Raw genomic sequence first — 24,183 nt, forward strand, 5'->3', positions numbered from 1 at the left:
CCCTGGGCGCGCACCCAGAGCCGTCGGAAACAGGAGCCGTGACTCCCATGAGAAACCCTATCCGCAAGCGGCGACCGAAGGCCCCCATCGACCACAACGCCCGCATCCCCGGTGAGCGCTTCACCGTCGCCTTCGTCATGACCGGCGCCGTCGCCGCCATCCTCCTCGCCTTCGCCTTCGACTTCGGCAACGTCTGGGCTCTCGCGGCCCGGCTCGGCGTGCCCGCCGAGGTCCAGCCACTCACCGCGCCAGCCGTCACCATCAGCTACCTCGCCCTCATGGTCGGCCAGCAGTACCTGGCCCTGCGCGGCTGGACGAACCGCGAGCTGCGCAAGCCCCGCCTGTGGCTGCTGCTCATCGGCGTCATGACTTACGCCCTCAACTGCGGCGATGCCTTCATGCGCGAGGCCTACGGAGAGGCGGCCTTCGATGCCGTCATGCCCACTCTGTTGCTGATGTGGGGCGAGCTGGCCCCGTGGCTGATGCGTCAGGTCCACACCGCTCGGGAGCGCGCCGCCGAGGTCGCCGAGCCGGCGATCGAGGGCGACCGAGTTGACGGCATCGAGCGCACCCTTGAGGAGCTGCTCGCAGAGTTCATGGCGCAGGACGTGGCTCAGGAGGCCCGCGCCAGCAAGCCGCGAGGCCGGCGGGAGTCCAGGCTGCGGCCGACCGCGCGAGAGTTCATCTGGAAGTGGCTGGACGACGGCAAGAGCTACGACGACCACCCGGCCGCTGCCTGGCATAAGGCGCTGGTGACTGAGATGGGGGAGGGTGAGGTGCCCACGGTCGAGCGCTGCCGGCAGATCATGCGGGAGGAGTTCCCGAAGATCAAGGAGAAGTGGGAGGCGGCGCAGAAGGCCAAGCTGGAGGCGGACGAGCGGATCGAGCAGATGGAGTCGCTGAACGCCTGAGTCACCAAAGAGCCCCGGTGGACGTACGTGCCACCGGGGCTCTCTGCTGCCCAACAACTAGATCCACAACTTGTCCTTCAACTTGTTCCACAAGAGTGTTAGTCTGTGATCAGTCGCCAGGGCGAGCCTCCGAACTGCGGCGGTCCGCGTTACCGCGCAGTCAGCCGCCCTGGCGACTGTTCCCTACTCGTACTTGAGGAGACTGGCGTGGATTTCTCAGACGCCCCGGCAGAGTCGGTTCTGACCGCGAACACGCCGGAATCCGCATTCGAACGCAAGGCCGCCCAGTGGGCTCTGATCAGGCACCGCGTCGACACCCAGACCACGCTGCTCAACAAGCTCCGCGACGACATGACTGCGGACCTGCGAGAGGTCGGGATCCAGGACGAGAAGGGCAGCTACATCATCGAGCTGCCGCGCCCCCTTCGAGTCGGCGAGAAGCCCTTCAAGGGCATGAAGCTGGAGCGGTACACAACCCAGGGCCTGAACGAGGACGAAGCCGAGGACATCGCCCGCGTTCTCGACACCGAAGCTGCCGACAACGGAGCCGACGCCGTCGTCTACGAGCGGCTCTTCCCCATGGTCCGCCAGTTCGACCCCCAGGAGGCCTACGTCCTCTACCAGGAGGGTCTCCTGACGGACGAGCACATGGAGCGGATCTTCCCGGAGAAGGAAGGCTTCCGGTTCAAGCGGGTGGACGCATGAGGGACTGGGACAGCGAGTTCGCCACCATCGCCGGCCCTCCGCCGACGCAGTTCTACCCCGGCTCCACCCGCCGTATCTCCCGGCGGCCGGTACGCACCCAGAACGACGTCCAGGCCGCCCACCAGGACACCTACGTCGACCACGACCGCTGGGACGCCAAGCCCCAGGTCAAACCCTTCGGTGGCGGATACCGCGAGTTCTTCGGCATCGGCGACCTCGCCAAGGCCCTGCACCGCGATGCCGTGACGATGCGCAAGTGGGAGGCGAACGGGGTCATCCCGAAGGCCACCTACGTCATCAGCGGCAAGACCGCCAACGGCAACCGCCGCCTCTACACCCGCGAGCAGATCGAGGTCATCGTCCGCATCGCGCACGAGGAGGGTCTGTTCGACGGCGACCCCCGCGGCATCCGCATCACCGACACGAACTTCACTCAGCGGGTCAAGGACGCATTCGAGCAGCTCAGGCAGAAGGAGACGGCGGCGTGAAGCCTGTTCTGGAGTACACGAAGACGGTCACGGAACGCTTCAACCTCGGCTCCTACGAGCACATCGAGGTGACCGCCACGGTCAAGTCGACCGATCCGCGGGTCCTGGACGACGCCATCGACGAACTGCTCGCGCGAGAGAGACAGATGGCGGCCGACCTCACCACCGAGGACAACTCCTTCGCGCACGTCCACCCCGCCATCACCGACGACGAGGACTGATATGGCCCGAGGCACCATCGACGACATCTTCGACGAGGAGGAGACGACCTCCCGCCGGCCGGGACGCAGCCGGCGAGGCGCGCTCGACGAGGACGACGCCCCGAAGACGCGACGCGGCCGAAAGGCTCAGGGCCGCGACGCCTTCGACGAGGACGACGACGAGACCCCCCGCAAGGGCAGGGAGCGCACCAACTCCGCCCGCAAGCAGGGTGCGGCATCCGGCTGGGACGCCTTCGACTCGGTCGCCGGCAGCGGCGGACAGGACTTCGAGGCCAAGAACGAGATGCGCCTGGAGATCACCAAGGATCCCCAGCTCATCCGGCTGCTGGAGCCCGAGCCGTTCGACAGCTACGAGTACCACTACGTCCGCGAGATCACCTCCGGCAAGCGCTCCTTCCGAGGACTCGCGCCGGCCGACGACTGCCCGCTCTGCGACGACCTCGACCACTACGGCCGCAAGGTCGCCACCTTCAACGTGGCCGTCTGGGACGAGGACGACGAGAAGTGGGCCCACAAGGTCTGGGAGGTCGGCATCCGTGCTGCCCGAACCCTCCAGGCCATCGCCAAGGACCCCAAGAAGGTCGGCAAGGACAACGTCGGCGACCTCACCTCCCCGCAGCTCTACATCGCCGTCCACAAGACCGGCAAGGGCACCAAGACCGAGTACCACGTCGAGGCAGTCAAGGCCCGCGACGTCGAGTCCGACTGGGACGCCGACGAGCTCACCGACGAGGACTACGAGCGACTGTCCAAGTCCCTCTATTCCGACGCCTGGGAGCGCCACTGCACCCGCGCCGAGCTGGAGGCCGCCGTACAGAAGGTCCTCAACGGCGTGGACGACGACGAGGACGACGACTAGACCACCCGACCGGCCGCTCCCCACCCGTACCCCCTCTCCTCCGGGTGGGGAGCGGCCACCCCTCGCGAAGGAAACGCATGCCGATCCTCGGCCTGTGCGCGGGATTCGGCGGCCTGGAAATCGCAGTAGAGGAACTCACGGGCGAGCCCGTCGCCTACGTGGCAGAAGTCGACCCCTACGCCGCCCAGATCCTCGCGCACCACCACCCAGAGATCCCCAACCTCGGGGACATCACCTGCATCGACTGGACCGAACTGCTCGGCCAGGTCGACATCGTCTGCGCGGGATTCCCGTGCCAGGACATCTCCAACGCCGGCCACAGGAAGGGAATCGATGGCGAGAAGTCGGGCATCTGGCGCAACGTCGCAGACGCCATTCGCGTACTTCGACCCCGCCTCGTCTTCCTGGAGAACGTCAGCGCCATCGCTCGACGAGGACTCGACCGAGTACTCGGGGACCTGGCCGCGATCGGGTACGACGCGCGGTGGATGTGCTTTCGAGCTTCCGAAGTTGGAGCAGCCCACCACCGAGACAGGTGGTTCTGCGTCGCCTTCCCTACTGCCGACGCCCCTGGCGCGGGACTGGAAGGCGGGCACAGGCAGCCAGCACGGGAAGATGAGCCGGCCGCTGAGCGAGGTAGCGCTGCTTCTGCCGGCCGAGCCTCTGCCGGCGAAGATGCTGCCGACCCCGACCGCCTCGAACCCCAACGATGGGGAGTCCTACGCCTCGTGGGAGGCACGCCGGCAGCGGAACCTGGCCAAGAAGATCAACGGGAACGGTCAGGGAATGCCCCTGGGGATGGCAGTGAAGCTCCTGCCGACACCGAGAGCCAGCGACGGGCCCAAGGGCGGACCGAACCAGCGCGACAGCAGCGGAAACTACACCTCGTTGCCGGGGGCGGTGACGCACCTCCTGCCGACACCCTTGGCGGCGGATTGCCGATCGTCGGCGAGCTGGAGCGCGGACGGGAGTCCGTACACGGGAACGCGAGCGAACCCGACACTGACGGACGCGGTGAGGCACCTACTGCCGACGCCCACGGCTCGCGACGGCATGGGCGGAGCGGGACGCGCCCCCAGCTCGACTGGGGGGATGAACCTGCGCACCGTCGTCACTCTCCTCCCGAGTGGTGGGGAGAGTACTGGCCGGCCATCCACCGATGGGAATGCATCATCGGCGTCCCGGCCCCGTACCCGACCGAGATTGGGCCCAGAGGCGGACGCCGCCTGACCTCGGCCTTCGCCGAGTGGCTGATGGGCATCCCCGGCCGCGTGACGACCGTCCCGAAGCTCAGCCGCTCCCAGCAACTCCACAAGATCGGCAACGGCGTCGTACCTCTCCAGGCCTACTCCGCCTACCGCCTGATCCTCATCGAGCTCCTGCTCACCGAACGACTCCAGATCGCAGCCTGATACGGAAGGACCACGAGACGTGCGCGACGTCATCCTGACGATGGCAGACCTGGAAGAGGCTGTCGCGTACTTCTCGCGGTACGACGAGTTCGTCATCGACATCGAGACCGTCGGCGACCACCGCGGCGTGCCCGTCGCCAACGAGATCCTGTGGATCGCCCTCGCCACCTACGGCCGCGCGGTGGTCATCCCCATGGGCCACCCCAACGGCGACCACCTGATATCCAAGGGCACCTGGCGCAAGAACAAGCAGACCGGGGAACGGGAGACCGTCCCCGCCGTGTGGAGCGCACCGCCCAAGCAGCTCCGCCCCAGCCAGGTCTTCAAGGCCCTCGAACCGCTGATCTTCTCCAGCCGGCGAAAGGTCGCCCACAGCGCGACGTTCGACCTCGGCAGCCTCGCCAAGTACTACGGCGGCCGTATCCCGCCCAAGCCCTACGGCTGCACTCTGGTCGGCAGTTGGCTGCTCGACGAGAACCGCCTCAACGGCCTGAAAACCCTCGTCGAGAAGCGCTACAAGCACAAGTACGACACCGAGAACGTCGGCAAGGCCGTCGAGAAGCACGGCTTCAGCACGGTGGCCCGCTACGCCTACCTGGACGCCAAGTACACCTGGCTGCTGTGGCGGGCGATGTGCGGCGACCTGGTCGAGCAGGACCTCTCCCGCATCATGGCGCTCGAACTCGGCGTCACCGAAGTACTGCTCGACATGCACCCCACCGGGGCCTGCATCGACGAGGACCGGCTCCTGGAGCTGGAACACGAACTCGTCATCGCGCTGGAGGAGATCAAGACCCGGCTCTTCCGGGCCGCCGGCAAGGTTTTCAACGTCGGCTCCCCGCAACAGCGCCAAGACGTCCTCTTCCTGCCCAAGTCCAAGGGCGGCCAGGGCCTCAAGCCCATCAAGCTCACCGACGGCGGCAAGAACAAAAAGCGCAACGGCGAGAAGGTCGACTTCCGGGACTGGAGCACCGACGCGGAGACCCTGGAGGCTTACCCGGAGAACGAGGTCTGCCGGATCCTCCTGGAGCACGCCGAGGTCGACAAGCTCCTCTCCACGTACGTCTACGGCTACCTCGGCAAGGCAGACCAGCCCCGGCGCATCTTCAACGGGCGCATCCACCCCATCTTCAAGCAGTACGGCGCCCGCACCGGCCGCTTCTCCTGCTCCGCGCCCAATCTCCAGAACGTTCCCCGGCCGGGCACCGAACTGGGCACCAAGATCCGGTCCTTGTTCATCGCACCCAAGGGGCACAAGCTCCTGGTCGCCGACTGGGGCCAGATCGAGCTGCGCGTCCTCGCCCACTACCTCGGCCGCGGCGCCCTCTACGAAGGCTTCCTGGCCGGCGTGGACGCCCACACAGCCACCGCCGCCCTCGTGTTCGGCGTCTCCTGGGACGACGTCACCAAGGAGATGCGCCAGGTCGCCAAGGGCCTCAACTTCGCAATCGTGTACGGGGCGGGACCCGAGACCGTCGCCGCCATGGCTGGCATCACGGTGCGCGAAGCCGAGCGCATCATGGGCGTTCACGAGGAGCAGTTCCCGGAGATCTACGAGTTCAAGCGGTCGGTCGTCAACACAGTTCGCAAGCGCGACACGCACGACCTCACCACGCTGCTCGGCCGCAAGCGCCGGCTGCCGGAGATCGTCTCCAAGCTGGGCTGGCTCCGCTCCAAGGGCGAGCGTCGGGCAGTCAACAGCCTCATTCAGGGCTCCTCGGCCGACCTGATCAAGCTCGCCATGATCCGCCTGCACAAGGCCATCAAGGAGAGCGGCCACGACGGCATCAAGCTCTCCCTCACCGTCCACGACGAACTGGTCGTCATCTGCCCGGACGGCCTTGTTGACGTCGGCTCCAAAATCCTCCAGGAGTCGATGATCGGCGAGGGAATCCAGCACCTCATCAACGTCCCCCTCACCGCCGACGTGGTCGTCTGCGACCGCTGGTCTGACGCCAAGGATTGAGCAATGAGAGTAATACCCTTCGAGGTCCTCAAGGCCGAATTGGCTCAGGACCTCAATGCCGGCCGCGCCGACAATGACCTGTTCGTCAAGGTCGGCCAGGTGGGACGCAGCAGCGACGTTCTCGAAATGGAGCAACTCGAATCCGCCGAGCGACTTGCGGCAGTTGAGCCCTTGATGCCGCTCTTGGCGGTCTACGGAGCGCTCACCACCGACGTCCTTTTCGGGGGTATTCTGGACACCTCTGATTTGGAAGACGACCCGGCTGAGCATTCGGCGTTCCGCACGGACTATCAGGCAATTCTGACCGCCTCCGTCATCGCCGTGATGGCCAACCTCATGGACAAGGGACTCATCCAAAGCGGAGTGGTGTAGTGAGCAACTTCTGGAGCAAGCACCTCGGCACCCCTGCGGCCCCGGCTTACCAGCCTCCTGCGCCGATGTATCAGCCGCCGGCACCCCCATACCAACAGTCGGCCTACCAGTACCCGCAGCAGCACCAGCAGCCCGCCCCGCCACCCCGTCAGGCCGCACACGCCAGGGACGCAGAAATGTGCCCGGAGTGCGGCGGCAGCAACTACTTCGCTGCCCCGACGGAACCCCGTGCCGGAAAACGCTGCTACGAGTGCGGATTCCCCAAGCTCCACAGCACCTCCGGGATCTCGGTCAAGTCGGAGGGCAAGGCGACCCCCGCGCGACAGACGGCGGCAAACAAAAGCGGCGGCTTCTCAATGCAAGTCGTCGGCCGCATCGGATAACCGGAGAGTATGTGAGCACCATCCTGAATCCGGACGGAACCATCCAGGACCCGTACCGGAACTACATCGCCCTGTCCCGATACGCGCGCTACCTGGAGGAACACGAGCGCCGGGAAACCTGGGCGGAGACCGTCGACCGGTACTTCACGTTCATGACCGAGCACCTGGCCGAGAAGTTCGACTACCGCCCGGACAAGGACCTGCTCTACGCCATGCGGCACGCCGTGCTCCAGCACGACGTCATGCCGAGCATGCGCGCGGTCATGACGGCCGGCAAGGCCCTGGAACTCTCGAACATCGCGGGGTTCAACTGCTCGTACCTTCCTCTCCAGGACCTCCGGGCCTTCGCCGAGCTGCTCTACATCCTCATGAACGGCACCGGAGTGGGCTTCTCAGTCGAAGGCCAGTACGTCGACCAGTTGCCGCCCGTGCACAGCGAAATCAACGAGCACCCGACCCTCTACCTCGACGTGGAGGACAGCAAGCTCGGCTGGGCGGAGGCCTTCCTCAGCCTGCTCGAACTGGTCTGGATGGACGGCGTCGTCCCGTCGATCGACGTCACGCGGGTACGGCCGGCCGGCGCGCGGCTGCGCACCTTCGGCGGGCGGGCCAGCGGTCCCGAACCGCTGATGGACCTGTTCACCTTCACCATCGACCTGCTCAAGGGCGCCTCGGGTCGCCGGCTGAAGCCGATCGAGGCCCACGACCTCGCCTGCAAGATCGCATCCGTGATCGTGGTCGGCGGCGTACGGCGTAGCGCGATGATCTCGCTGTCCGACCTCGACGACCAGGAGATGGCCGGCGCGAAGTCGGGGGAGTGGTGGAAGGACCACCCGTACCGGGCTCTCGCGAACAACAGCGCCGTTTACCACGACGACATGACCCGCGAAGCGTTCGACCTTGAGTGGGCCAACCTTGTCGCCTCTGGCTCCGGTGAGCGCGGCATCTTCCACCGCGGGGCGGCGCAGCGCCAGGCAGCCAAGTACGGACGACGTGACGCAAGTGTCGTGTACGGGACAAACCCGTGCAGCGAGATCATTTTGCGTCCGTTCAGCTTCTGCAACCTCTCCGAGGTCGTGGTCCGCGAGGACGACACCGAGGACACACTCGCCCGCAAGGTGGAATTGGCGACGATCCTGGGGACCTGGCAGAGCACGCTGACGGACTACCCCTTCCTGCGGGAGGAGTGGCGCCGCAACGCCGAGGAAGAGCGCCTTCTGGGCGTCTCGCTCACCGGCTTCTTCGGCTCCGACCTCCTGGTCACCCAGCCGGCTGACAAGCGCAACGCGCTCCTCGACGACCTGCGCGAACTGGCAGCCGCGGTCAACGTCGACTATGCCGACGAGCTGGGTATCGGCCACTCGCACGCGATCACGTGCGTCAAGCCCAGCGGCACCGTCAGCCAGCTCGTCGGAGTCTCCTCGGGCCTGCACACCTGGCACAGTGAGCACTACATACGGCGCGTCCGGGCTGACAAGAAGGACCCGCTCAGCCAGCTCATGCAGACGTACGGTGTGCCGTGTGAGGACGACGTCATGGCCCCGACGAACAACGTCTTCTCCTTCCCGATCAAGGCGCCGGCCGGCGCGATCACCCGTGACCAGATCACCGCCGTCGACCACCTCAAGCTCTGGCTGGACGTTCAGCGGCATTGGTGCGACCACAAGCCCTCGGTGACCATCTCGGTGCGCGACGAGGAGTGGGACGAGGTCGGTGAGTGGGTGTGGGACCACCTCGACGAGATCAGCGGCGTGAGCTTCCTGCCCCACAGTGATCACACCTACCAGCAGGCTCCCTACGAGGATTGTTCGCGGCAGGCGTACGAGGAGCTGCTGGCCCGCATGCCAGCAGAAATCCACTGGGAAGACCTGCCGTTCTGGGAGACCGAGGACAGTACGACCGGCAGCCAGGAACTGGCCTGCACAGCAGGTGCGTGCGAGATCGTCGACCTGGTCGCCGGTTGACGAGAACGAACAAGGGGGGCCACCCGATGGGTGGCCCCCCTTGTCATGCAGAGACGGACTCCTCTTCCTGCCTTGCACCCTCGTGCCCGCGCCAGCGTCGCAGGGCGCCGCCGAGCATGGGCAACGTCAGGCCGGCGAAGAGGAAGATCGTAGCCAGGCCGGAGAAGGCCGGACTCATCTTCTGCTCGACGGCCAGCGACCAGGGGTGGCCGAGCGTGTAGAGCAGGACGTACGAGCCCTTGCTGATCGTGTACGCAACCCCGAGGGCGGCGGCGACGGACGACATGGCGAAGCCCCAGCCCGTCCAGGGCCGCGTTCCCCAGTTGCGTTGCGCGGTACGCCCACACATGAACGCGAGCTCGGCGCATGTGATGAGGACGTACGCGAGGTAGATCAGGAGGTAGGAAGCGATTCGAGGATTGTCGACGTGTTCGGTCGTGAACTCGACGTCGCGGCCGTTGGTCGCAAGGAAGAGCGGGACCATGATGCAGAGCCAGACGAGGGCGGCGAAGCTGCGCTGAATCAGCGCGGTGCGGAGATAGTCCTGGCGATAGGCCAAGTCCACCATCGTGATCTGAAGGCTCGCGCACCAGAGGATCGCACAGAAGTGGGCGACGAGCTTCGCGACGTTGGGCACACCCGTGATGTCCGTGGCGAGTGATTCCACGGCCGGCACCGCGAAGAACACGCCGAGCGTGCAGATGCCGAAGGCCGCCGCGATCGACCAGGTGAAGACTCTCGGCTGCCTGCGCGCCCTCCGAACGCACAGCGTGGTGACAAATAGACCTACAACGGTGCAAGCCCACCATATGGCGCTATACAACGGTTACCCTTCCAGTGCATCGGCCGCATATTGCGCAGCCTCGTCTACGCTACGACGTTTCGCCGGCTTGGACTGCATGCTGGTGTCCTCCGCGAACGTGATCGGACTCAGGCCAAGATCGTCACGTCGGCGCTGAAGGTCCGCAATCACGTTTTCCACCTCGGCTGCGGGCAGACCCGCGAGGAGGCGAGCGACGCGGCGGGTGGCCGGGTCCTCGAAAGCGATCAGCGCGTCTAGGTCGTCGTAGCTCTCGTGAGGCAGCAGGTACGCCGGAGGGGCCTCCAGTACCGCGCCCAGCGACAGGATCGTCTCCGTCGTGGGGTTCGGCTTGGAGCCGTTGAGCATGCCGGAGATCAACGCGTGGGAGACAGACTTGACTTCCGGAACCTGGTCGATGGCCGCAGACAAGGGGCGAGGCGTGAGTCGGCGGCGGTCCATCAGCCCCTTGAGCTTCGCGGCTACGGACATGCCGGGTCTCACCGGCCGAGACTCGCTCTCCCTGATGTCGTGTCACTTATTGTCCGATTCGTCGCCATGAGGAGGACCTTTTCTGGGGGGTGGCAGATCCTGTGAGTTGATCTACTGCCTACTTTAGTTGACAGCTATGCGTCTGGGAACGCATGCTCAGTGAGCGGACGTTGACTGCCGGGTGTGCCCCGGTTAGTCCCTCTATGTGCGAGAGGTGCGCCTTGCGGCGTCCGGGGGAGCGTGGAGCGTCATCGTGATGGCAGAGGGCTGGGGAGTCCGGATTCCTGCGTCGGGCGAGGAGATCGTTGATGAAATGCTGGCCGGCTCCGTGCTGGCCCAGGCTGTCGAGGATGGCTGGGTGAAGTGCCTGGTTCACCTCGGTACGGGTGCGGTCGTCTACAGGCTTGCCACCCATATCACGGCAGCAGCATGACCGGATGACGCAGAGGCCCCCGACCACACGGTCGGGGGCCTTTTTCGTGGGCTGAACTCGTGACCAATCCGTGATCGTCATGAGCAACTCGACTCCCTGGCTCCGGCGTGCACCGACACCTAATCTCCTCTTGAACGACAAGTTGAGGAACAACTTGTACAACAAGTAAGGGGGTAGGTGTGGCGCCGACAGCGGAGGCACTCGCACTCATGGCCCAGCTCAACAAACGCTTCGGGCCCGAGGCCATGATCATGGCCTCCCAGATGCGGCACGTACCGCCGATCGCCAGCGGCAATCTGCCGCTCGACATCATCCTGGGCGGGGGCTTCCCGGCGAACAAGTGGACCGAGATCATCGGCTACGAGAGCAGCGGCAAGACCACCGTCGTCCACAAGGCCATCGCCCACCAGCAGGCCAAGAACCCCGAGTTCTCCACGCTGTGGATCGCGGCCCAGGACTACGACAAGGAGTGGGCCCAGCAGCTCGGCGTCGACACCGACCAAGTCGTCGTCGCCGAGATCCGGGCGATGGAAGAGGCGTACGAGGTCATGCTCGAATTCGCCGCCTCCCGCGCAGTCGACGCCATCGTCCTCGACTCCTACCCGGCCCTCATCCCCGCGGAAGAGGACGCCAAGGCCATGGACGAGCTGACCGTCTCGGTCGGCGCGAAGGTCACCAACAAGTTCTACCGCAAGGCCGGCAAAGCCACGAAGCGCAGCCACCTCACCGAGGAGCGCGCGGTCATGGGCATCGTCATCAACCAATGGCGCGAGAAGGTCGGCGCCTTCAGCCCGCAAGGCACCCCCAAGACAACGCCTGGTGGATTGGGCAAGAACTTCGCCTACTGGACCCGCCTGGAAGTCTCCCGCGCCGAGTACCTCGACGAGGCGACCCCCGGCAAGGGCAAGGCCCGCGTCGGCCAGGCCATGAAGTTCAAGACGATCAAGCACAAGAGCGCCGGCCCCCAGAAGACCGCCGAGACCCACTTCTACTGGAGCGACGCTCCCTCCCGCGGCATCACTGCTGGCTCCTGGGACGCTGTCCGTGACCTGATGACGTGGGGCGTCTACTACGACGTCATCCGCCGGCGAGGGCGCTACTTCGACTTCGCCGACCGCACCTGGGACACCAAGGACGCGATCATCGACGCCCTGCGCGGTGAACTCGACCTCCAGGACGACGTCGCCGCAGCAGTCCTGCGCGCCGCCTTCACCTCCAACGAAGAGGCGGTGGCCGCGTGACGGGCGCACTGGCCGGCATCGCGTTCGCCGAAGCCGTCTACATCGTGTTCGTCTCCTGGCGGGCTAGCCGCTTTCTCAAGCGGAAGTCCGACGAGATCGACCAGCTCCTGAGCGTGATCCGAGCGAGGGTCTCAGGTGACGAACCGAGGCCTTAGGCGATCCCAGAAGCAGGAAAAGGGACTCGCCACGAAATACGACGGCAAAGTAAGTCCCGGCTCGGGCAACGGCTGGATCCACAAGAACGACGTCCGCAACGACGAATTCAGCTTCGAAGCCAAGACCACCGAGAAGAGCCAGTACACGCTCAAGCTCGACGACCTGAAGCTCGCTGAGCGCAACGCGCTTCTATCCGGGAGAGAAATGGTCTTCGTCATCGAGATGGGAGGGAGGAACTGGATGGTGCTCTCCCAGGAAACTTTCGACACCATCCTGGAGACCTAGTGGCCCTCTACTCCCGATGCTCGGCACCAGACTGGACCGGCGGAGACGACTCCGAATACGAAGCCAAGTGCCGCAAATTCCAGACGCCCTCCCGTGACGCCGACCCCTGGTTCGACGAAATGCGGGAAGCGGCAGCCATCTGCAACGGCGACACCGACGGAATTATCTGCCCGATGCGCCAGCGCTGCCTGAACTGGGCCATGAAGAACTGCGAGCGCTACGGCGTCTGGGGCGGAATGCTCCCCAACGACCGAGCCAAGCTCCGCAAGCAGTACAGGAACGCGAAGAAACCGGAGATGTGGCCATGGCAGCCCCCAAGCGAAAGGCTCCCCGAGTCGTAAAGCGCCGGGCACCGATACCCAGCTCCCTTTCCGACTTCCTCAGCGAGAAGCGCGGGGCCGGCGAGGAGAACTTCCTCGGCACCGTCCGCACTCACATCGTCGAGAAGAACAAGGCCGACAACTCCCGCCGGCAGGACATCATCCACCCGTCCGAGATGGTCAAGACGGACTGGTGCCCCAAGGCCACCTTCCTGCGCATCACGACGGGCGTCCACCACAAGCAGTCCTTCGGCTTCCAGAGCCTCAACATCTTCGACACCGGACACGAGAGCCACCGCAAGTGGCAGCGCCGGGCCTGGGACGTCGGCTGGCTGGAGGGCATGTTCGAGTGCCTGCACTGCTACGACAAGTGGTGGGACATCAGCCCCAAGCAGTGCACCTACTGCAAGAGCACGGCCCTCGAATACGCAGAAGTCCCGCTCTCCGCTGAGGGCACTCACCTGATCGTCGGCCATAGCGACGGGATGCTCACCCCGGCCCGGAGCCTGCTGGAGATCAAGACGGTCGGCGAGGGAACAGTCCGGTTCGAGGAGCCCGAACGGCTCTCGAAGTACCTGGTCGCCCTCCCCGACGGCAGCAAGATGGTCGACCTGCCAGCCATGTGGGGCTCGATCAAGGTCCCCTTCCCGAGCCACATCCGCCAGGGCCAGATCTACCTGTGGCTGGCCCAGGCCCGCGGACTCGACGTCGACCGGATGACCTACGTCTACGAGTCGAAATTCAACCAGGACGTCAAGCAGTTCGTCGTCCGGTTCAACCCCGACATCATCGCTCCGCTGCTGGAGACGGCCAGGGACATCAAGGAGCGTGTCGCAGCCGGCGACCCCGCCCCTGACTGCGTTTCTGGCGACGTCTGCAAGCAGTGCAAGCCATACCAGCAGGAGACCGAGACGGATGGCGAGGAAGCCCCTCGACGAGGACGACGACAAGCTCTCGGCGAGAACGACGCAGAAGCTCGGCCGGCGGGGACTGAAGCTGAGAAGCCGTCCCGAGGACGACATGCCGGACCTGCCGGCCAACCTGACCGAACTCACCGACGACAAGCTGATGGAGCTCTTCGTCGGGCTGACCAGGTGGGCCGAGTACGCCGGAACACAGCTAGCGGCAGCAGCAGTCGACGAGAAGGACTCTGAGGCACACCTCGAACGCTGCAAGGCGATGGCCTCGGTCAAGGCGAAGAACGAGAAGTCCGTCACCGCCCAGAAAGCCGCAGCAGCCTCCGACGAAGACGTCCTCGAAGCCGACGCCGAATACCGCAAGGCATACGCCGTCCGAAAGCTCACCGAGGCCATCTACAGCGGCGCCGACCGAAAGGCAGCCGTCGTCTCCCGAGAACTCACCCGGCGCATCGGCCGGAACGACCGAGAAAGCAGGGCAACACGATGGGCAGCCTGACCTTCCGACGCATCCTCGCCGCCGTCATGACCTGCATCGGATACGGATGCGCGGCCGGTGCCGGAGCCCTCCTCGCGCTCGTCACCATCGGCGCCGTCCAGTGGTCTCTCACCCTCTTCCTCCTCCTCGCCGGCACCGCCCTCAACTTCAGCATCGCCGCCGAAATCCTCCAGAACCCCAAGAAGGGCCCCAAGCATGCAGCCCGTTGACCAGGGCCAACTCTGGCTGGACAAGCACTCCAAGGGCGAGCGCGTCGTCTACATCCAGTCCGTCACCCCCAACTTCGGGGGCTACGCGAACTGCATCTCCTACAACTTCGCGAAGAACACCCGCCGCTACGTGCAGATCAAGCTCGCCGGCTTCCACAACCAGTTCCGCTGCCTCGCCACATAACCCCTCCCGGAGACAACTTCAGATGGCAATAACGCCAGCCAAGATGGACGACGACGGCGAGGCGCTGGCCGCCCTTACCCTCGACGAGGCCATCGAGCGCTCGCACCGAATCATCGACCAGGCCATCGCGATGACCGAGGCCGACTGCAAGGAAGTCACCGCCGTCTGCGCCCTCTTCTCGGGCGGCAACGACTCCACCACCATGCTTCACCTGGTCCGCGACCGCATCACTCACGCCGTCCACGTCAACACGACCATCGGCATCGAGCAGACCCGCGAATTCGTCCGCACCACCGCCGCCGACATGGACCTCCCGCTGATCGAGGCCTACCCGCCGCACAGCTACGACGAACTGGTCCGCGGCGAGGTCATCGCCAGCAAGGGCAAGCACGAAGGCGAGCCCGTCTGGAAGGGCTTCCCCGGCCCCGCCGGACACCAGATGATGTACACCCGCCTCAAGGAACGGGCCCTGCGCACTGTACGCAACCAGTTCGTCTCCAACCCGTTCCGGCAGCGCGTGATCTTCCTCGCCGGCATGCGCGTCTTCGAATCCTCCCGGCGCTGGCGCAACGCCAACGAGATCGACCGCGAAGGCAGCATCGTCTGGGCCTCGCCCATCGTGCACTGGACCAACGACCACATGTGCGAATACCGCGCACTGCACCAGGTCCCTCGCAACGAAGTCTCCGACCTCATCCACATGAGCGGCGAGTGCCTGTGCGGAGCCTTCGCCAAGCCCGGCGAACTCGACGAGATCGCCTTCTGGTTCCCGGAGACCGCCCAGCGGATCCGCGACCTAGAAGAGCAGGTCAAAGCCCGAGGCATCGCCGCCTGCAAGTGGGGCGAGCGCCCGCCCAAGCAACGAGCCTCCACCACCGGCCGCCTCTGCACCACCTGCGAATGGGCGGAGGAAGGCACCGACCCCGGCCTCTCGATCGAGGAGTGGGCAGCAAACCCGTCCATCACCCGCAAGGCCGCCTGAACCACGGAGCAAAGCTCGTGCCCACACCCGTCACCCCGACCGTCCGCATCATCAGCCGACCGAACCTGGACCGCGACGAACTCGACCGGTACCTCGCGGAGATCGGCGGCCAGGACTGGACCGCACAGCGCACCGAGTACAACGACACCCAGGACCTCGTCGAGGTTGCCGGCCGGACCTGCTACCGCTCCTGGGCACCTGGGCTGAACCCCAACGTCACCCGCGTCCGGACCGACCCTGACGCCTACCTCGGCAACATCGTGGCCCACCGTCATGGGAGCGTCCTCGAACACGCCCAGTACACCTTCGTCCTCCAGAACGTCTCACGCGTCTTCACCCACGAGTGGGTGCGCCACCGCCAGGGCGTCGCGATCTCGCAGGAGTCACTGCGCTACGTACGCCTGACCGACCTGCCGTTCTGGTACCCCGAGTGGGCGCAGAACGATGCAGATCTGGTCAGCCGCGGACAGCAGGTCCTCACCGCGCTGGAGGACTTCCAGGCATGGATGGCAGACCACTTTCAGCTCGACGCACCGGGTGTGCTCTTCCACGAGAAGAAGGCCAAGACCAGCTTCATGCGGCGCTTCGCCCCGGAGGGTCTCGCCACGGTCCTGGTCTGGTCGGCCAACATCCGCACACTCCGCCACGTCGTCGAGTCCCGCACCGACGAAGGCGCAGAGGAAGAGGTGCGCCTGGTCGCCAACCAGATCGGCGAGCTGATGGCGACCGAAGTCCCTGCCCTCTTCGCCGACTACGTCATCGACGACACGGGTGCCTGGCTCACCACCAACCGCAAGGTCTGACCAATACGAAAGGCAACCCCATGCCTGGCCTCTTCGACCCGATCATCGACATGCTGCCCGTCAGAGCCCGCGTCATCAAGGACCCCCTCAGCACCCGCTACGGCCTGCACTTCGCCAGGGTCGAACCCGGCAGCGGCGCCGCCATCCACCAGGGCCGCTACAACAGCGTCCGCGGGCAACTCGAATTCACCGCCCCGCCCTACGCCACCGAACCAGCCGTCCTCCACCTCACGCGAGCCGAGTGCGACACCCTCTACGAGGCCCTGGCCAAGGCGCTCAGCAAGACGCCCGACCAAGCCCTCAAGGACGAGATCGCCGCTGGCAAGAAGGCCTTGGCCGAGGCCCAGCAGGAGCGCGACGACGCCCGCGGCCGCAACCGTGTCCTCGTCAACGAGGCCGGCCGGCACAAGAACGAACTGCGTGAAGCACAGGCCCGCCTCACCCTGATGACCGACCTCTACAACAGCCTGCTGGACCGGCTGAGCAAGTGACCCTCAGCCCCGCCCCGCACGCCACCCGATGCGCCTGCGGCCGGCTGATCGAAGCCGACGAATACGCGGGCCAGGTCGACGGCCACACCGTCTGCGAAGTCTGCGCCGCCCCCGACTGGGACGACGACTACGCCACCACTTTCGACTACCTCTGACCCTCATATCCGGAGCACCAACTTGAGCAACGTCACCGACTTCCGCCCCTGGCCGAAGATCCCGCGCTTCAACCGCGAGTTCGTCCTGACGGAGAAGATCGACGGCACCAACGCCCAGGTCACCATCAAGCACCTGGCCGACGACGAGGATGCCACCCGCTACCTCAACGAGCACGGCTACAGCGTCGTGTCCAAGGAGGACGGCCTGTACGTCCTGCGCGCCGGCAGCCGCAAGCGATGGATCGCCCCCAACCGGCAGAAGCTCGACGGCACCCAGGCCCTCGACAACTTCGGGTTCGCCGCATGGGTCGCAGACAACGCCACCGCCCTGGCCAACCTCGGCGAGGGCACGCACTTCGGCGAGTGGTACGGCCGCGGCATCCAGCACGGCTACGGTATGGACGGCCGCAAGTTCGCCCTGTTCAACACCACACGCTGGGGCACCCGCGGCCAGGGCCTGCCCGAGGAGTCGCCGGCTGAGCTGACCGTCGTCCCCGAACTCGCCCGTGTACGGGGCCACCTCCTCAACGAGGCCATCCGCGACTCCATGCGCCTCCTGCGCACCCTCGGCTCCGTCGCCGAACCGGGAGCCAAGGCTGAGGGCATCGTCGTCTACAGCGTCGAGGCCAACCAGTGCTACAAGGTCCTGCTGGAGAACGACGACATCCCCAAGGGGATGGCTGCGTGAACTCCTGGTACCACGCCCAGTCGGCTGCCCGGAAATGGGGCGGAGACCCCACCGACTACCTGCCCATCAGCGAGTTCATCGACAGCAGCAAGCAGGCCATCGGTGACGTCCGCCACAGGGCCCTCTACCACCACACCCTCGGGGTCTACCTCTGCGAGCGGATCTTCGGCAAGACGCTGAAGGTCGGCCGCAAGGAGATCCCCGTCCGCCAGATCGCCGAGCGCCACATCATCGAGGACCTCGGCTGGCTCCCCAGTCCCAAGGACTACATCGACGGCATGCCCATCGCGCCGTGGATGTCCGGGGCCAAGCGTAAGAAACTCCCTCTCTCCCATCTCCTCGGAGCAGCCGCACAGTGACCGACACCCTCACCAAGACCGACGAAGCCCGCAACTTCCTGGGCATCCCGATCACCGGCGACATCGCCCACGGCTCGACCCGCGTCCCTCAGATCACCAAGGAGGAGTTCGCAGCGCTCCTCAAGCCCGTCCTGGACCACCCCGACGTCCACTGCATCGGCTGGCGCCAGTACACCCCGTACTTCAACGACGGCGACACGTGTGAGTTCTCCGCCCACGAGGTGTGGCTGGTGACCACGCACGACCTGGAACAGTACGAGTACCTCGTCGAGAACGACCCGTACATGGTCGAGGAAGACCTGGCCGTCGGAAGCGAGCGCCACCCCACCTTGGGCGGTCGGCCCCACCACTGGGACGACGACAACCGCCGGATGGTGTACGAGGACTACCAGGGCGAGCACCGGGCGCTCTACGACGCCGCCAACGCGCTGGACGCGGCCGTTCAGTCCGGTAAGAGCGACCACGTGCTCATCGACCTGTTCGGCGACCACTGCCAGGTCGTGGTCTACAAGGACAAGATCGAGGTCGAGGAGTACTCGCATGACTGAGGACTCCAAGAGAGCCCTCGGCTACTTCGGCGCCGCCGCCTACATAGCCACCATTCCGGCGGCCAACCTGGCTCTCCAGCACTACGGCACCGTCTCCGTTGGCTTCGGCTACACCGCGCCGGCCGCCGTCTTCCTGGTCGGTCCTGCCCTGGTCCTGCGCGACCTGGTGCAGTGGGCCCTCGGCCGCCGGGCCGCCATCATCGCCCTCGTCTTCGGCGTCGTGCTCTCCTTCGTCGCCGCCGACCCCGCCGTCGCCCTGGCCAGCGCTGTAGCGTTCGGCATCAGTGAAGCCGCCGACATGGCCGTCTTCAGCCGGCTGTCGCCCCGCTGGGTCCGCGCCGTCCTCGTCGGAGGAGTCGTCGGCATCCTCATCGACTCCCTGCTGTTCCTGTCCATCGCCTTCGGGTCCCTCGACTTCCTCGGCGGACAGATCATCGGCAAGCTCTACGGAGTCCTGCTCGGCTCCCTCGTCGTGGCGCTGCGGCGCCGCGCCGCCAGGTGACCTTCTACCTCGGCACACATATCCCCAGTTGGCTCGGAAACGCCGGCGTCCCGCTGTTCGTCTCGCACCGCCGCCTGATCGGCCGCAAGACCTTCCCCAGAGCCCTCACCACCTGGGCTCTGGACAGCGGCGGCTTCACCGAGATCTCCATGCACGGCCGGTGGACCATCACCCCCACCGCGTACATCGAAGCCGTACGCCGCTACAGCGACGAAATCGGCAACCTCGCCTGGGCCAGCCCTCAGGACTGGATGTGCGAGCCGTGGATCACCCAGAAGTCCGGCCTGACCGTCACCGAGCACCAGCATCGCACCGTCGACAACTACCTCGAACTCAAGGCAGCAGCTCCCGACCTCCCCTTTATCCCCGTACTCCAGGGTTGGGAGCGAGCCGACTACCAGCGCTGCGCCGCCATGTACGAGAAGGCCGGCGTCGACCTGGCCGCCGAACCCGTGGTCGGCATCGGCTCCGTCTGCCGGCGTCAGCACATGGACGAGGCCGTCGACATCATCACCGACGCCACCGACCGAGGCTTCCGCGTCCACGGCTTCGGCTTCAAGATCACAGGGCTCAGGCGGGTGGGCCATCTGCTCACCTCCTCGGACTCCATGTCCTGGAGCCTCCACGCCCGACGCCGCCCGCCACTCCTCGGCTGCACCCACAAGAGCTGCTCGAACTGCCGCCGCTACGCACTGCGCTGGCGGGAGAAGCCGCTGGCGGCGATCGAGGAAGCCCGCGCCAATAACCCCTATCACCTGGAGCAAGCAGCATGACCCGCCGCAAGACCGCCGCCGTCGCACTCGTCGCCGCCCTGGCTGGCGCCTCCCTGACCGCCTGCGGGATGGAGAAGTACAGCGAGCCCTTCCGCGACGCCCCGCGCTCCGGCACCGACAACGGCTCCGCCCTGGTCTTCACCATGCCCGACGGCTTCGGCAACGGCGCCACCAAGTGCCTGGAGGGCACCGGGGTCCGCGTCACCACGCTGTACCACCAGGACGGCGCCTACGGCAGCGTCTCCACGATCCTCGACCCCGCCTGCGAGTAGCGGACGGCCCCGATCTCGGGGCGATCGAAGAGGGGTGAGCCAGAACCCCGCCCCCGCACATGCACCCACCGAAGCTGATCCCTGCTGGACGACGTCCGGCGACGCAGAAAGAACTGCCATGACCCAGCGAATTGAGCCCGGACAGATATGGGCGGACAACGACCCTCGCCGCGCCGGCCGCAAGATCCGTATCGACGAGGTGAAGGCCAACTTTGCGTTCTGCACCGTCATGCAGAACACGCACGAGGTGCAGTCGAAGATCGACACCTTCGGCTTTGGCGCCGCCGTCGACCGCCGCGGCTCAACCACGCGCATCGGGCTGGCCCGGTTCTACGACGAGAAATACCGCCTGTGCACCCCGGACGAACTCCAGGCCATGAGTGCCGCCCACTACGGCAATGTCGTGCGGCTGCCGAGCGCCTGCACCGACCTCACCCAGCACAGGTGGGTCCCGGTCACCGTCACCTACAGCTCGACCGCCCGCCCGATGTTCTTCCGCCCCTCCGAGCCGGACGGCTACGTCGTCGTCGCTGTCTGCCCCAAGTGCTGGTCTCACACGGAGTTCCCCTCCAAGCGCATCCCCGCCCCGACCACCCCCGGAGACATCGCCGCATGAACCCACTCCCCGAAGTCCTCGCCCTCGGTGGGTATGCGTACGCCGGCAAGGACTCCGTCGCCCAGGTCCTCGTCGAGCGCTACGGCTACACCCGCATCGCCTTCGCCGACGCCGTACGCGACATCCTCGAAGCGATGAACCCGCTCGTGCCCACCCCCTACGGCTCGGTCAACCTCGCCTGGGTCATCAAGGACGTCGGCTGGGACGTCGCCAAGCGCGAGTATCCCGAGGTGCGCCGGCTGATGCAGCGCCTCGGAGGCTCGGTCCGCGAGAACATCGGCGAGGACGCCTGGATACAGGCCGCGCTGCGCAAGGCCGAGGGCCACCCGCGGGTCGTCTACACCGACGTACGGCACCGCAACGAGCTGGAGGCCCTGGCCGACCTGGACCACTACAGCATCTGGATCTCCCGCCCCGGCATCGGCCCCCTCAACCAAGACGTCTCCGAGAACAGCCTGGGCCGACTCGACTTCGACTTCGGGTTCTTCAACGAGGATGACCTGGCGGACCTGCCGGACAACGTGGGGCTCTTCATGAGCAACATCTTCGGGGTGGAGCCGTGACCGTCTGCCTGGGCATCGACCAGTCCTACTCGGGCATGGCGATGGTCGCCTACGACAGCGACACTCAGCGCCGCTACAGCTACCTGCACGCCTTCGCAGCCGACAGGTACGTCACCCAGTCCGACCGCCTCGACGCCGTCCAGGTCCAGGTCGGCCTCAACGTGAGCGACATCAAGACCATGTTCGGCCGCATCGACGTGGTCGCCATGGAGGGCTACGCGGCCGGCGCGAAGTTCGGCAGGGAACTCGCCGGCGAACTCGGGGGAGCGGTGAAGCTCGCGCTCCTCGACGTACTCGACAAGCCCGCCTGCTACCCGATCATCGTTGCCCCGACCAAGCTCAAGAAGTACACCACCGGCAAGGGCACCGCAGCCAAGGCGGAGATGCTGCTGGCGGTCTACAAGAAGTGGGGCGTCACCTACGACGACGACAACCTGGCCGACGCCTACAGCCTCGCCCGCGCCGCCAACTCCTGGTTCACCCGCACCGGCACCAAGGCCGAGCTGGACACACTGAAGGACCTCAAAAGGTTCAAAGGCGAAACCCGCCTCGTCTGAGCAAGAGCCCCGTCATAACCGGCGGGGCTCTTCACGCATTAACACAATGCGGATATATCCGCTTAGCCTGACGAAGGAGATCAATTCGAGGAGAAACGAATATGGACCCCAAGAAGGAAAACGGCGCCGACGACGCCGTCTTTTTCGTCAAGAGCTCGACCAGCGCCACCGACCTGGGTGCCGCCGTCGCTCACGCCATATACGCCCGCAAGAACATCACCCTGCGAGCCATCGGTGCCGGCGCCATCAACCAGGCCGTCAAGAGTGTCCCCATCGCCCAGGGCTACGCCGGATCCAGAGGGCACCGACTCGCCATGCGGCCAGCCTTTTTCACCGCCACGGTCCCCGAGGGTGAAGTCTCCGGACTTTCCTTCGTCGTCTTCGACGAGGCCGCATAACACCCGGCACGGGATCGCCCATAAACTGATGAGGCAGTTCCACCACTCGTAGCTCACTCGCACTCTGCCCGGACTGCATCACACGGCATCACGCGAGGAGAACAGTGTCCGAGAACGTCCTCTCCAGCGGAGAGTTCCCGACCATGGGAACGTCTGCCGCGACCACCTTCCGCGTCCGCAAGCCTGAGGCCGGCACCCTCATCAGCAAGTCCGGCAACTCCAAGGGCGGAACGGGCGAGCCGACCACCGCCAACCACCGCAACGGCGTCCTCAACCGCGACCCGCTCGGCGGCCGAGGCGTCAAGGTCTGGCGCGAGTACAGCAACGCCGCCGAGTCAGCAGCCACAGGCCGCAACGTCAAGCTCCTGCCGTCGAAGTTCACCACGGACGGGCGGTGACCGATGCTCCCCATCCTCGTGCCGCTCCTGGCAGGAGCCGCCAGCGGGGTTGCCCGCGGCCTGACTGACGCCTTCACCGAGGGCGATGGAGAGTCCCGCCCGCAACAGCAGCAGGAGCCCACGCTCGTCAGGGAGACCAATCCGGTCTACAACCAGAAGTGAGCAGAGGGACGCCCAGTGAGCAACACCCAGTACATAGCGCCCCTGGGCGTTCCCCAACCGGGTACGCCCACCTACGGTGGAGGCGGACGTACCGACATCGTCGGCGCCCGCAGCATCCTCGACGCCAAGCGCTTGATGGCGTCCGGCCGAGTCCCCTCCGCCGAATACCCCGACGGCTACCTCGGCACCATCAACACGCGCCGCAGCGACCGCCTGGGCGACCAAGCACTCAACAGCCGGCCGATGCGCGCCGCGCAGAAGAACTACACCCGCGGAGTCCACCGGGGCGAACGCGCTGACCCCGGCGCCTACCTGTGGCCGTCCGACTTCAACCCCATGACCGCCCTGGAGTACCAGGCACGCGGAAAGAAGTGGACCCAGCACGGCGAGCAGCCGGCGGACACCCGCCTCGTGGGAACCGGGGCCATGCAAATGAGCGACCCCGATCGACTGGCCGCCCTGCGCAGCCTCCGCCCTCAGTGGAGATGACATGCAGAACCAGGACGGCGTCTACGACCACACCAAGCCATGGGCCAGCCTTCCCGAGCGCCAGGTCAGCGACGTCCTCGCCTACCTGGCCAGCCAGGCACCAGCCTGCTGGACCCCTCCCAAGCCGGCCCCGAAGACCAGCAAGCACGAGCCGACCATCCACGACGTGCTCGGCATGACCAAGGGAGACCCGCGTGGCTGACAAGAAGCCCATGAGCATGTTCGACCGGCGCCGCGCCGGACGCGGCGACAACGTGAAGTTCACCGTGGGGGACGCCGGCAACCTCACCGGACCCACCGCAGCCGACCGCTTCTCGTCCCTCTTCAACGACCGCAGCTCGAAGCTCGGTGGCAAGGACCTCAAGCTCGGCGGAAAGGCGGCGATCTGATGGGCCTGCCCACCCAGCGAAGCCTCAACGGCGACCTCGACAACGGCCTCGACGATGGCCGCTCCCGCCAGTCCACGCCCAACTGGGGAGGGCACGCGCCCGCGGACTGGGAAAGCCTGGACCACAACTGGCGCGCACTGCACGGATGTGAACCCGTCCAGGGCCGCCAGGGTTCGAGCCACCGCAACTGACCACACACCCACTCGCGTAACACCACACAGA

At 66.1% G+C, this 24,183-nt stretch carries 39 protein-coding genes and 1 pseudogene; 38 read left to right on the forward strand and 2 right to left on the reverse strand.

Going from position 1 to position 24,183, the window contains the following annotated elements; translation table 11 throughout:
• Positions 1 to 47 precede the first annotated feature (47 nt).
• The 10 genes and pseudogenes from BKD26_RS20030 (at position 48) to BKD26_RS20070 (ending at position 9,281) form a co-directional block, all read left to right on the forward strand.
• Positions 48 to 911, forward strand: a complete 864-nt coding sequence (locus tag BKD26_RS20030; RefSeq protein ID WP_084899903.1) for a hypothetical protein — start codon at positions 48 to 50, stop codon at positions 909 to 911.
• Between the two features lie 207 nt (positions 912 to 1,118).
• Positions 1,119 to 1,616, forward strand: coding sequence for a hypothetical protein (locus BKD26_RS20035; protein ID WP_084899905.1), 498 nt, complete (start codon positions 1,119 to 1,121; stop codon positions 1,614 to 1,616).
• Positions 1,613 to 2,104, forward strand: coding sequence for a MerR family transcriptional regulator (locus BKD26_RS20040; RefSeq protein WP_084899907.1), 492 nt, complete (start codon positions 1,613 to 1,615; stop codon positions 2,102 to 2,104). Before BKD26_RS20035 ends, BKD26_RS20040 begins: the two co-directional genes overlap by 4 nt.
• Positions 2,101 to 2,325 carry a hypothetical protein gene (locus tag BKD26_RS20045; RefSeq protein WP_084899909.1) on the forward strand — a complete coding sequence of 75 codons (225 nt, stop codon included), beginning with the start codon at positions 2,101 to 2,103 and terminating at the stop codon, positions 2,323 to 2,325. Before BKD26_RS20040 ends, BKD26_RS20045 begins: the two co-directional genes overlap by 4 nt.
• 1 nt (position 2,326) lies before the next feature.
• Positions 2,327 to 3,184 carry a hypothetical protein gene (locus BKD26_RS20050; protein WP_084899912.1) on the forward strand — a complete coding sequence of 286 codons (858 nt, stop codon included), beginning with the start codon at positions 2,327 to 2,329 and terminating at the stop codon, positions 3,182 to 3,184.
• Positions 3,185 to 3,261: 77 nt separating this feature from the next.
• Positions 3,262 to 3,678: pseudogene (locus BKD26_RS39200) on the forward strand (DNA cytosine methyltransferase); the annotation flags it as partial.
• Between the two features lie 777 nt (positions 3,679 to 4,455).
• Complete coding sequence (locus BKD26_RS40350; protein WP_179166596.1) at positions 4,456 to 4,596, forward strand: hypothetical protein; 141 nt, start codon at positions 4,456 to 4,458, stop codon at positions 4,594 to 4,596.
• 19 nt (positions 4,597 to 4,615) lie between these two features.
• Positions 4,616 to 6,562: a DNA polymerase gene (locus BKD26_RS20060; RefSeq protein WP_084899917.1), complete on the forward strand. Its 1,947-nt coding sequence runs from the start codon at positions 4,616 to 4,618 to the stop codon at positions 6,560 to 6,562.
• A 3-nt stretch (positions 6,563 to 6,565) separates the two neighbouring features.
• Positions 6,566 to 6,934 carry a hypothetical protein gene (locus BKD26_RS20065; RefSeq protein ID WP_084899919.1) on the forward strand — a complete coding sequence of 123 codons (369 nt, stop codon included), beginning with the start codon at positions 6,566 to 6,568 and terminating at the stop codon, positions 6,932 to 6,934.
• Between the two features lie 394 nt (positions 6,935 to 7,328).
• Positions 7,329 to 9,281 (forward strand): hypothetical protein, encoded by a 1,953-nt coding sequence (locus tag BKD26_RS20070; protein ID WP_084899922.1) that lies wholly within the window; start codon positions 7,329 to 7,331, stop codon positions 9,279 to 9,281.
• A gap of 43 nt (positions 9,282 to 9,324) precedes the next feature.
• Here the strand turns inward: BKD26_RS20070 and BKD26_RS20075 are convergent, their stop codons facing one another.
• Both BKD26_RS20075 and BKD26_RS20080 read right to left on the reverse strand, forming a co-directional pair.
• Entirely contained in the window at positions 9,325 to 9,969 is a 645-nt protein-coding gene (locus BKD26_RS20075; RefSeq protein WP_241518741.1) for a hypothetical protein, read from the reverse strand.
• A 138-nt stretch (positions 9,970 to 10,107) separates the two neighbouring features.
• The gene (locus BKD26_RS20080) at positions 10,108 to 10,572 is read right to left on the reverse strand and encodes a hypothetical protein (RefSeq protein WP_241518742.1); all 465 of its coding nucleotides are present in this window, start codon (positions 10,570 to 10,572) and stop codon (positions 10,108 to 10,110) included.
• 253 nt (positions 10,573 to 10,825) lie between these two features.
• Here BKD26_RS20080 and BKD26_RS39820 point away from each other — a divergent pair, with 253 nt between their 5' ends.
• The 28 genes from BKD26_RS39820 (at position 10,826) to BKD26_RS20200 (ending at position 24,152) form a co-directional block, all read left to right on the forward strand.
• Positions 10,826 to 11,005, forward strand: coding sequence for a hypothetical protein (locus tag BKD26_RS39820; protein WP_143662686.1), 180 nt, complete (start codon positions 10,826 to 10,828; stop codon positions 11,003 to 11,005).
• A gap of 179 nt (positions 11,006 to 11,184) precedes the next feature.
• Positions 11,185 to 12,246: a hypothetical protein gene (locus tag BKD26_RS20085; protein WP_143662687.1), complete on the forward strand. Its 1,062-nt coding sequence runs from the start codon at positions 11,185 to 11,187 to the stop codon at positions 12,244 to 12,246.
• A 135-nt stretch (positions 12,247 to 12,381) separates the two neighbouring features.
• Entirely contained in the window at positions 12,382 to 12,687 is a 306-nt protein-coding gene (locus BKD26_RS20090; protein WP_084899930.1) for a hypothetical protein, read from the forward strand.
• Positions 12,687 to 13,028 (forward strand): WhiB family transcriptional regulator, encoded by a 342-nt coding sequence (locus tag BKD26_RS20095; protein WP_179166614.1) that lies wholly within the window; start codon positions 12,687 to 12,689, stop codon positions 13,026 to 13,028. Before BKD26_RS20090 ends, BKD26_RS20095 begins: the two co-directional genes overlap by 1 nt.
• Complete coding sequence (locus BKD26_RS39825; protein ID WP_143662688.1) at positions 12,992 to 14,161, forward strand: hypothetical protein; 1,170 nt, start codon at positions 12,992 to 12,994, stop codon at positions 14,159 to 14,161. Before BKD26_RS20095 ends, BKD26_RS39825 begins: the two co-directional genes overlap by 37 nt.
• Complete coding sequence (locus BKD26_RS20110) at positions 14,076 to 14,423, forward strand: hypothetical protein (RefSeq protein WP_143662689.1); 348 nt, start codon at positions 14,076 to 14,078, stop codon at positions 14,421 to 14,423. Before BKD26_RS39825 ends, BKD26_RS20110 begins: the two co-directional genes overlap by 86 nt.
• Entirely contained in the window at positions 14,411 to 14,632 is a 222-nt protein-coding gene (locus tag BKD26_RS40355; protein WP_179166615.1) for a hypothetical protein, read from the forward strand. Before BKD26_RS20110 ends, BKD26_RS40355 begins: the two co-directional genes overlap by 13 nt.
• Positions 14,619 to 14,816, forward strand: coding sequence for a hypothetical protein (locus BKD26_RS40360; protein ID WP_179166616.1), 198 nt, complete (start codon positions 14,619 to 14,621; stop codon positions 14,814 to 14,816). Before BKD26_RS40355 ends, BKD26_RS40360 begins: the two co-directional genes overlap by 14 nt.
• A gap of 22 nt (positions 14,817 to 14,838) precedes the next feature.
• Positions 14,839 to 15,798 (forward strand): phosphoadenosine phosphosulfate reductase family protein, encoded by a 960-nt coding sequence (locus BKD26_RS20115; RefSeq protein ID WP_179166617.1) that lies wholly within the window; start codon positions 14,839 to 14,841, stop codon positions 15,796 to 15,798.
• A gap of 17 nt (positions 15,799 to 15,815) precedes the next feature.
• Positions 15,816 to 16,601 (forward strand): FAD-dependent thymidylate synthase, encoded by a 786-nt coding sequence (thyX, locus tag BKD26_RS20120; RefSeq protein WP_241518743.1) that lies wholly within the window; start codon positions 15,816 to 15,818, stop codon positions 16,599 to 16,601.
• A 20-nt stretch (positions 16,602 to 16,621) separates the two neighbouring features.
• Positions 16,622 to 17,092 carry a hypothetical protein gene (locus BKD26_RS20125; RefSeq protein ID WP_084899948.1) on the forward strand — a complete coding sequence of 157 codons (471 nt, stop codon included), beginning with the start codon at positions 16,622 to 16,624 and terminating at the stop codon, positions 17,090 to 17,092.
• Complete coding sequence (locus tag BKD26_RS40365) at positions 17,089 to 17,247, forward strand: hypothetical protein (protein ID WP_179166618.1); 159 nt, start codon at positions 17,089 to 17,091, stop codon at positions 17,245 to 17,247. Before BKD26_RS20125 ends, BKD26_RS40365 begins: the two co-directional genes overlap by 4 nt.
• Positions 17,248 to 17,269: 22 nt before the next feature.
• Entirely contained in the window at positions 17,270 to 17,935 is a 666-nt protein-coding gene (locus tag BKD26_RS20130; RefSeq protein ID WP_179166619.1) for an RNA ligase family protein, read from the forward strand.
• On the forward strand, positions 17,932 to 18,294 hold the full coding sequence (locus tag BKD26_RS20135; protein ID WP_084899952.1) for a hypothetical protein: 363 nt from the start codon (positions 17,932 to 17,934) through the stop codon (positions 18,292 to 18,294). The genes BKD26_RS20130 and BKD26_RS20135 overlap by 4 nt, the downstream gene beginning before the upstream one ends.
• On the forward strand, positions 18,291 to 18,842 hold the full coding sequence (locus tag BKD26_RS20140; protein WP_084899954.1) for a hypothetical protein: 552 nt from the start codon (positions 18,291 to 18,293) through the stop codon (positions 18,840 to 18,842). The genes BKD26_RS20135 and BKD26_RS20140 overlap by 4 nt, the downstream gene beginning before the upstream one ends.
• Entirely contained in the window at positions 18,835 to 19,344 is a 510-nt protein-coding gene (locus BKD26_RS20145; protein WP_084899957.1) for a VUT family protein, read from the forward strand. Before BKD26_RS20140 ends, BKD26_RS20145 begins: the two co-directional genes overlap by 8 nt.
• Complete coding sequence (locus BKD26_RS20150; RefSeq protein ID WP_084899959.1) at positions 19,341 to 20,117, forward strand: hypothetical protein; 777 nt, start codon at positions 19,341 to 19,343, stop codon at positions 20,115 to 20,117. Before BKD26_RS20145 ends, BKD26_RS20150 begins: the two co-directional genes overlap by 4 nt.
• Positions 20,114 to 20,389, forward strand: coding sequence for a hypothetical protein (locus tag BKD26_RS20155; protein WP_084899962.1), 276 nt, complete (start codon positions 20,114 to 20,116; stop codon positions 20,387 to 20,389). The genes BKD26_RS20150 and BKD26_RS20155 overlap by 4 nt, the downstream gene beginning before the upstream one ends.
• A 118-nt stretch (positions 20,390 to 20,507) precedes the next feature.
• Positions 20,508 to 21,005, forward strand: coding sequence for a hypothetical protein (locus BKD26_RS20160; RefSeq protein ID WP_084899966.1), 498 nt, complete (start codon positions 20,508 to 20,510; stop codon positions 21,003 to 21,005).
• On the forward strand, positions 21,002 to 21,568 hold the full coding sequence (locus BKD26_RS20165; RefSeq protein ID WP_084899969.1) for a hypothetical protein: 567 nt from the start codon (positions 21,002 to 21,004) through the stop codon (positions 21,566 to 21,568). Before BKD26_RS20160 ends, BKD26_RS20165 begins: the two co-directional genes overlap by 4 nt.
• Positions 21,565 to 22,125, forward strand: coding sequence for a hypothetical protein (locus tag BKD26_RS20170; protein ID WP_084899971.1), 561 nt, complete (start codon positions 21,565 to 21,567; stop codon positions 22,123 to 22,125). The genes BKD26_RS20165 and BKD26_RS20170 overlap by 4 nt, the downstream gene beginning before the upstream one ends.
• Positions 22,126 to 22,226: 101 nt before the next feature.
• Positions 22,227 to 22,523 carry a stage V sporulation protein S gene (locus BKD26_RS20175; RefSeq protein ID WP_084899974.1) on the forward strand — a complete coding sequence of 99 codons (297 nt, stop codon included), beginning with the start codon at positions 22,227 to 22,229 and terminating at the stop codon, positions 22,521 to 22,523.
• A 104-nt stretch (positions 22,524 to 22,627) separates the two neighbouring features.
• Positions 22,628 to 22,921, forward strand: coding sequence for a hypothetical protein (locus BKD26_RS20180; protein ID WP_084899976.1), 294 nt, complete (start codon positions 22,628 to 22,630; stop codon positions 22,919 to 22,921).
• A 3-nt stretch (positions 22,922 to 22,924) separates the two neighbouring features.
• Positions 22,925 to 23,083 (forward strand): hypothetical protein, encoded by a 159-nt coding sequence (locus BKD26_RS40370; RefSeq protein WP_179166620.1) that lies wholly within the window; start codon positions 22,925 to 22,927, stop codon positions 23,081 to 23,083.
• A 15-nt stretch (positions 23,084 to 23,098) separates the two neighbouring features.
• Entirely contained in the window at positions 23,099 to 23,572 is a 474-nt protein-coding gene (locus tag BKD26_RS20185) for a hypothetical protein (RefSeq protein WP_084899978.1), read from the forward strand.
• 1 nt (position 23,573) lies between these two features.
• The gene (locus BKD26_RS20190) at positions 23,574 to 23,774 is read left to right on the forward strand and encodes a hypothetical protein (protein WP_084899981.1); all 201 of its coding nucleotides are present in this window, start codon (positions 23,574 to 23,576) and stop codon (positions 23,772 to 23,774) included.
• Positions 23,767 to 23,961: a hypothetical protein gene (locus BKD26_RS20195; RefSeq protein ID WP_084899984.1), complete on the forward strand. Its 195-nt coding sequence runs from the start codon at positions 23,767 to 23,769 to the stop codon at positions 23,959 to 23,961. Before BKD26_RS20190 ends, BKD26_RS20195 begins: the two co-directional genes overlap by 8 nt.
• Positions 23,961 to 24,152, forward strand: a complete 192-nt coding sequence (locus tag BKD26_RS20200) for a hypothetical protein (RefSeq protein ID WP_084899987.1) — start codon at positions 23,961 to 23,963, stop codon at positions 24,150 to 24,152. Before BKD26_RS20195 ends, BKD26_RS20200 begins: the two co-directional genes overlap by 1 nt.
• Positions 24,153 to 24,183 lie beyond the last annotated feature (31 nt).

Source organism: Streptomyces sp. CB03238 (assembly GCF_002099185.1).
GTDB lineage: Bacteria > Actinomycetota > Actinomycetes > Streptomycetales > Streptomycetaceae > Streptomyces.

Excerpts from the sequence above, each read along its gene's own strand:
- BKD26_RS20030 (WP_084899903.1), top strand. The coding sequence starts at position 48 with ATGAGAAACCCTATCCGCAAGCGGCGACCGAAGGCCCCCATCGACCAC.
- BKD26_RS20040 (WP_084899907.1), top strand. The coding sequence starts at position 1,613 with ATGAGGGACTGGGACAGCGAGTTCGCCACCATCGCCGGCCCTCCGCCG.
- BKD26_RS20050 (WP_084899912.1), top strand. The coding sequence starts at position 2,327 with ATGGCCCGAGGCACCATCGACGACATCTTCGACGAGGAGGAGACGACC.
- BKD26_RS20065 (WP_084899919.1), top strand. The coding sequence starts at position 6,566 with ATGAGAGTAATACCCTTCGAGGTCCTCAAGGCCGAATTGGCTCAGGAC.
- BKD26_RS20080 (WP_241518742.1), bottom strand. The coding sequence starts at position 10,572 with ATGTCCGTAGCCGCGAAGCTCAAGGGGCTGATGGACCGCCGCCGACTC.
- BKD26_RS39825 (WP_143662688.1), top strand. The coding sequence starts at position 12,992 with ATGGCAGCCCCCAAGCGAAAGGCTCCCCGAGTCGTAAAGCGCCGGGCA.
- BKD26_RS20110 (WP_143662689.1), top strand. The coding sequence starts at position 14,076 with ATGGAGCTCTTCGTCGGGCTGACCAGGTGGGCCGAGTACGCCGGAACA.
- BKD26_RS40355 (WP_179166615.1), top strand. The coding sequence starts at position 14,411 with ATGGGCAGCCTGACCTTCCGACGCATCCTCGCCGCCGTCATGACCTGC.
- BKD26_RS40360 (WP_179166616.1), top strand. The coding sequence starts at position 14,619 with ATGCAGCCCGTTGACCAGGGCCAACTCTGGCTGGACAAGCACTCCAAG.
- BKD26_RS20115 (WP_179166617.1), top strand. The coding sequence starts at position 14,839 with ATGGCAATAACGCCAGCCAAGATGGACGACGACGGCGAGGCGCTGGCC.
- BKD26_RS20125 (WP_084899948.1), top strand. The coding sequence starts at position 16,622 with ATGCCTGGCCTCTTCGACCCGATCATCGACATGCTGCCCGTCAGAGCC.
- BKD26_RS20145 (WP_084899957.1), top strand. The coding sequence starts at position 18,835 with ATGACTGAGGACTCCAAGAGAGCCCTCGGCTACTTCGGCGCCGCCGCC.
- BKD26_RS20155 (WP_084899962.1), top strand. The coding sequence starts at position 20,114 with ATGACCCGCCGCAAGACCGCCGCCGTCGCACTCGTCGCCGCCCTGGCT.
- BKD26_RS20160 (WP_084899966.1), top strand. The coding sequence starts at position 20,508 with ATGACCCAGCGAATTGAGCCCGGACAGATATGGGCGGACAACGACCCT.
- BKD26_RS20165 (WP_084899969.1), top strand. The coding sequence starts at position 21,002 with ATGAACCCACTCCCCGAAGTCCTCGCCCTCGGTGGGTATGCGTACGCC.
- BKD26_RS20175 (WP_084899974.1), top strand. The coding sequence starts at position 22,227 with ATGGACCCCAAGAAGGAAAACGGCGCCGACGACGCCGTCTTTTTCGTC.
- BKD26_RS40370 (WP_179166620.1), top strand. The coding sequence starts at position 22,925 with ATGCTCCCCATCCTCGTGCCGCTCCTGGCAGGAGCCGCCAGCGGGGTT.
- BKD26_RS20190 (WP_084899981.1), top strand. The coding sequence starts at position 23,574 with ATGCAGAACCAGGACGGCGTCTACGACCACACCAAGCCATGGGCCAGC.
- BKD26_RS20200 (WP_084899987.1), top strand. The coding sequence starts at position 23,961 with ATGGGCCTGCCCACCCAGCGAAGCCTCAACGGCGACCTCGACAACGGC.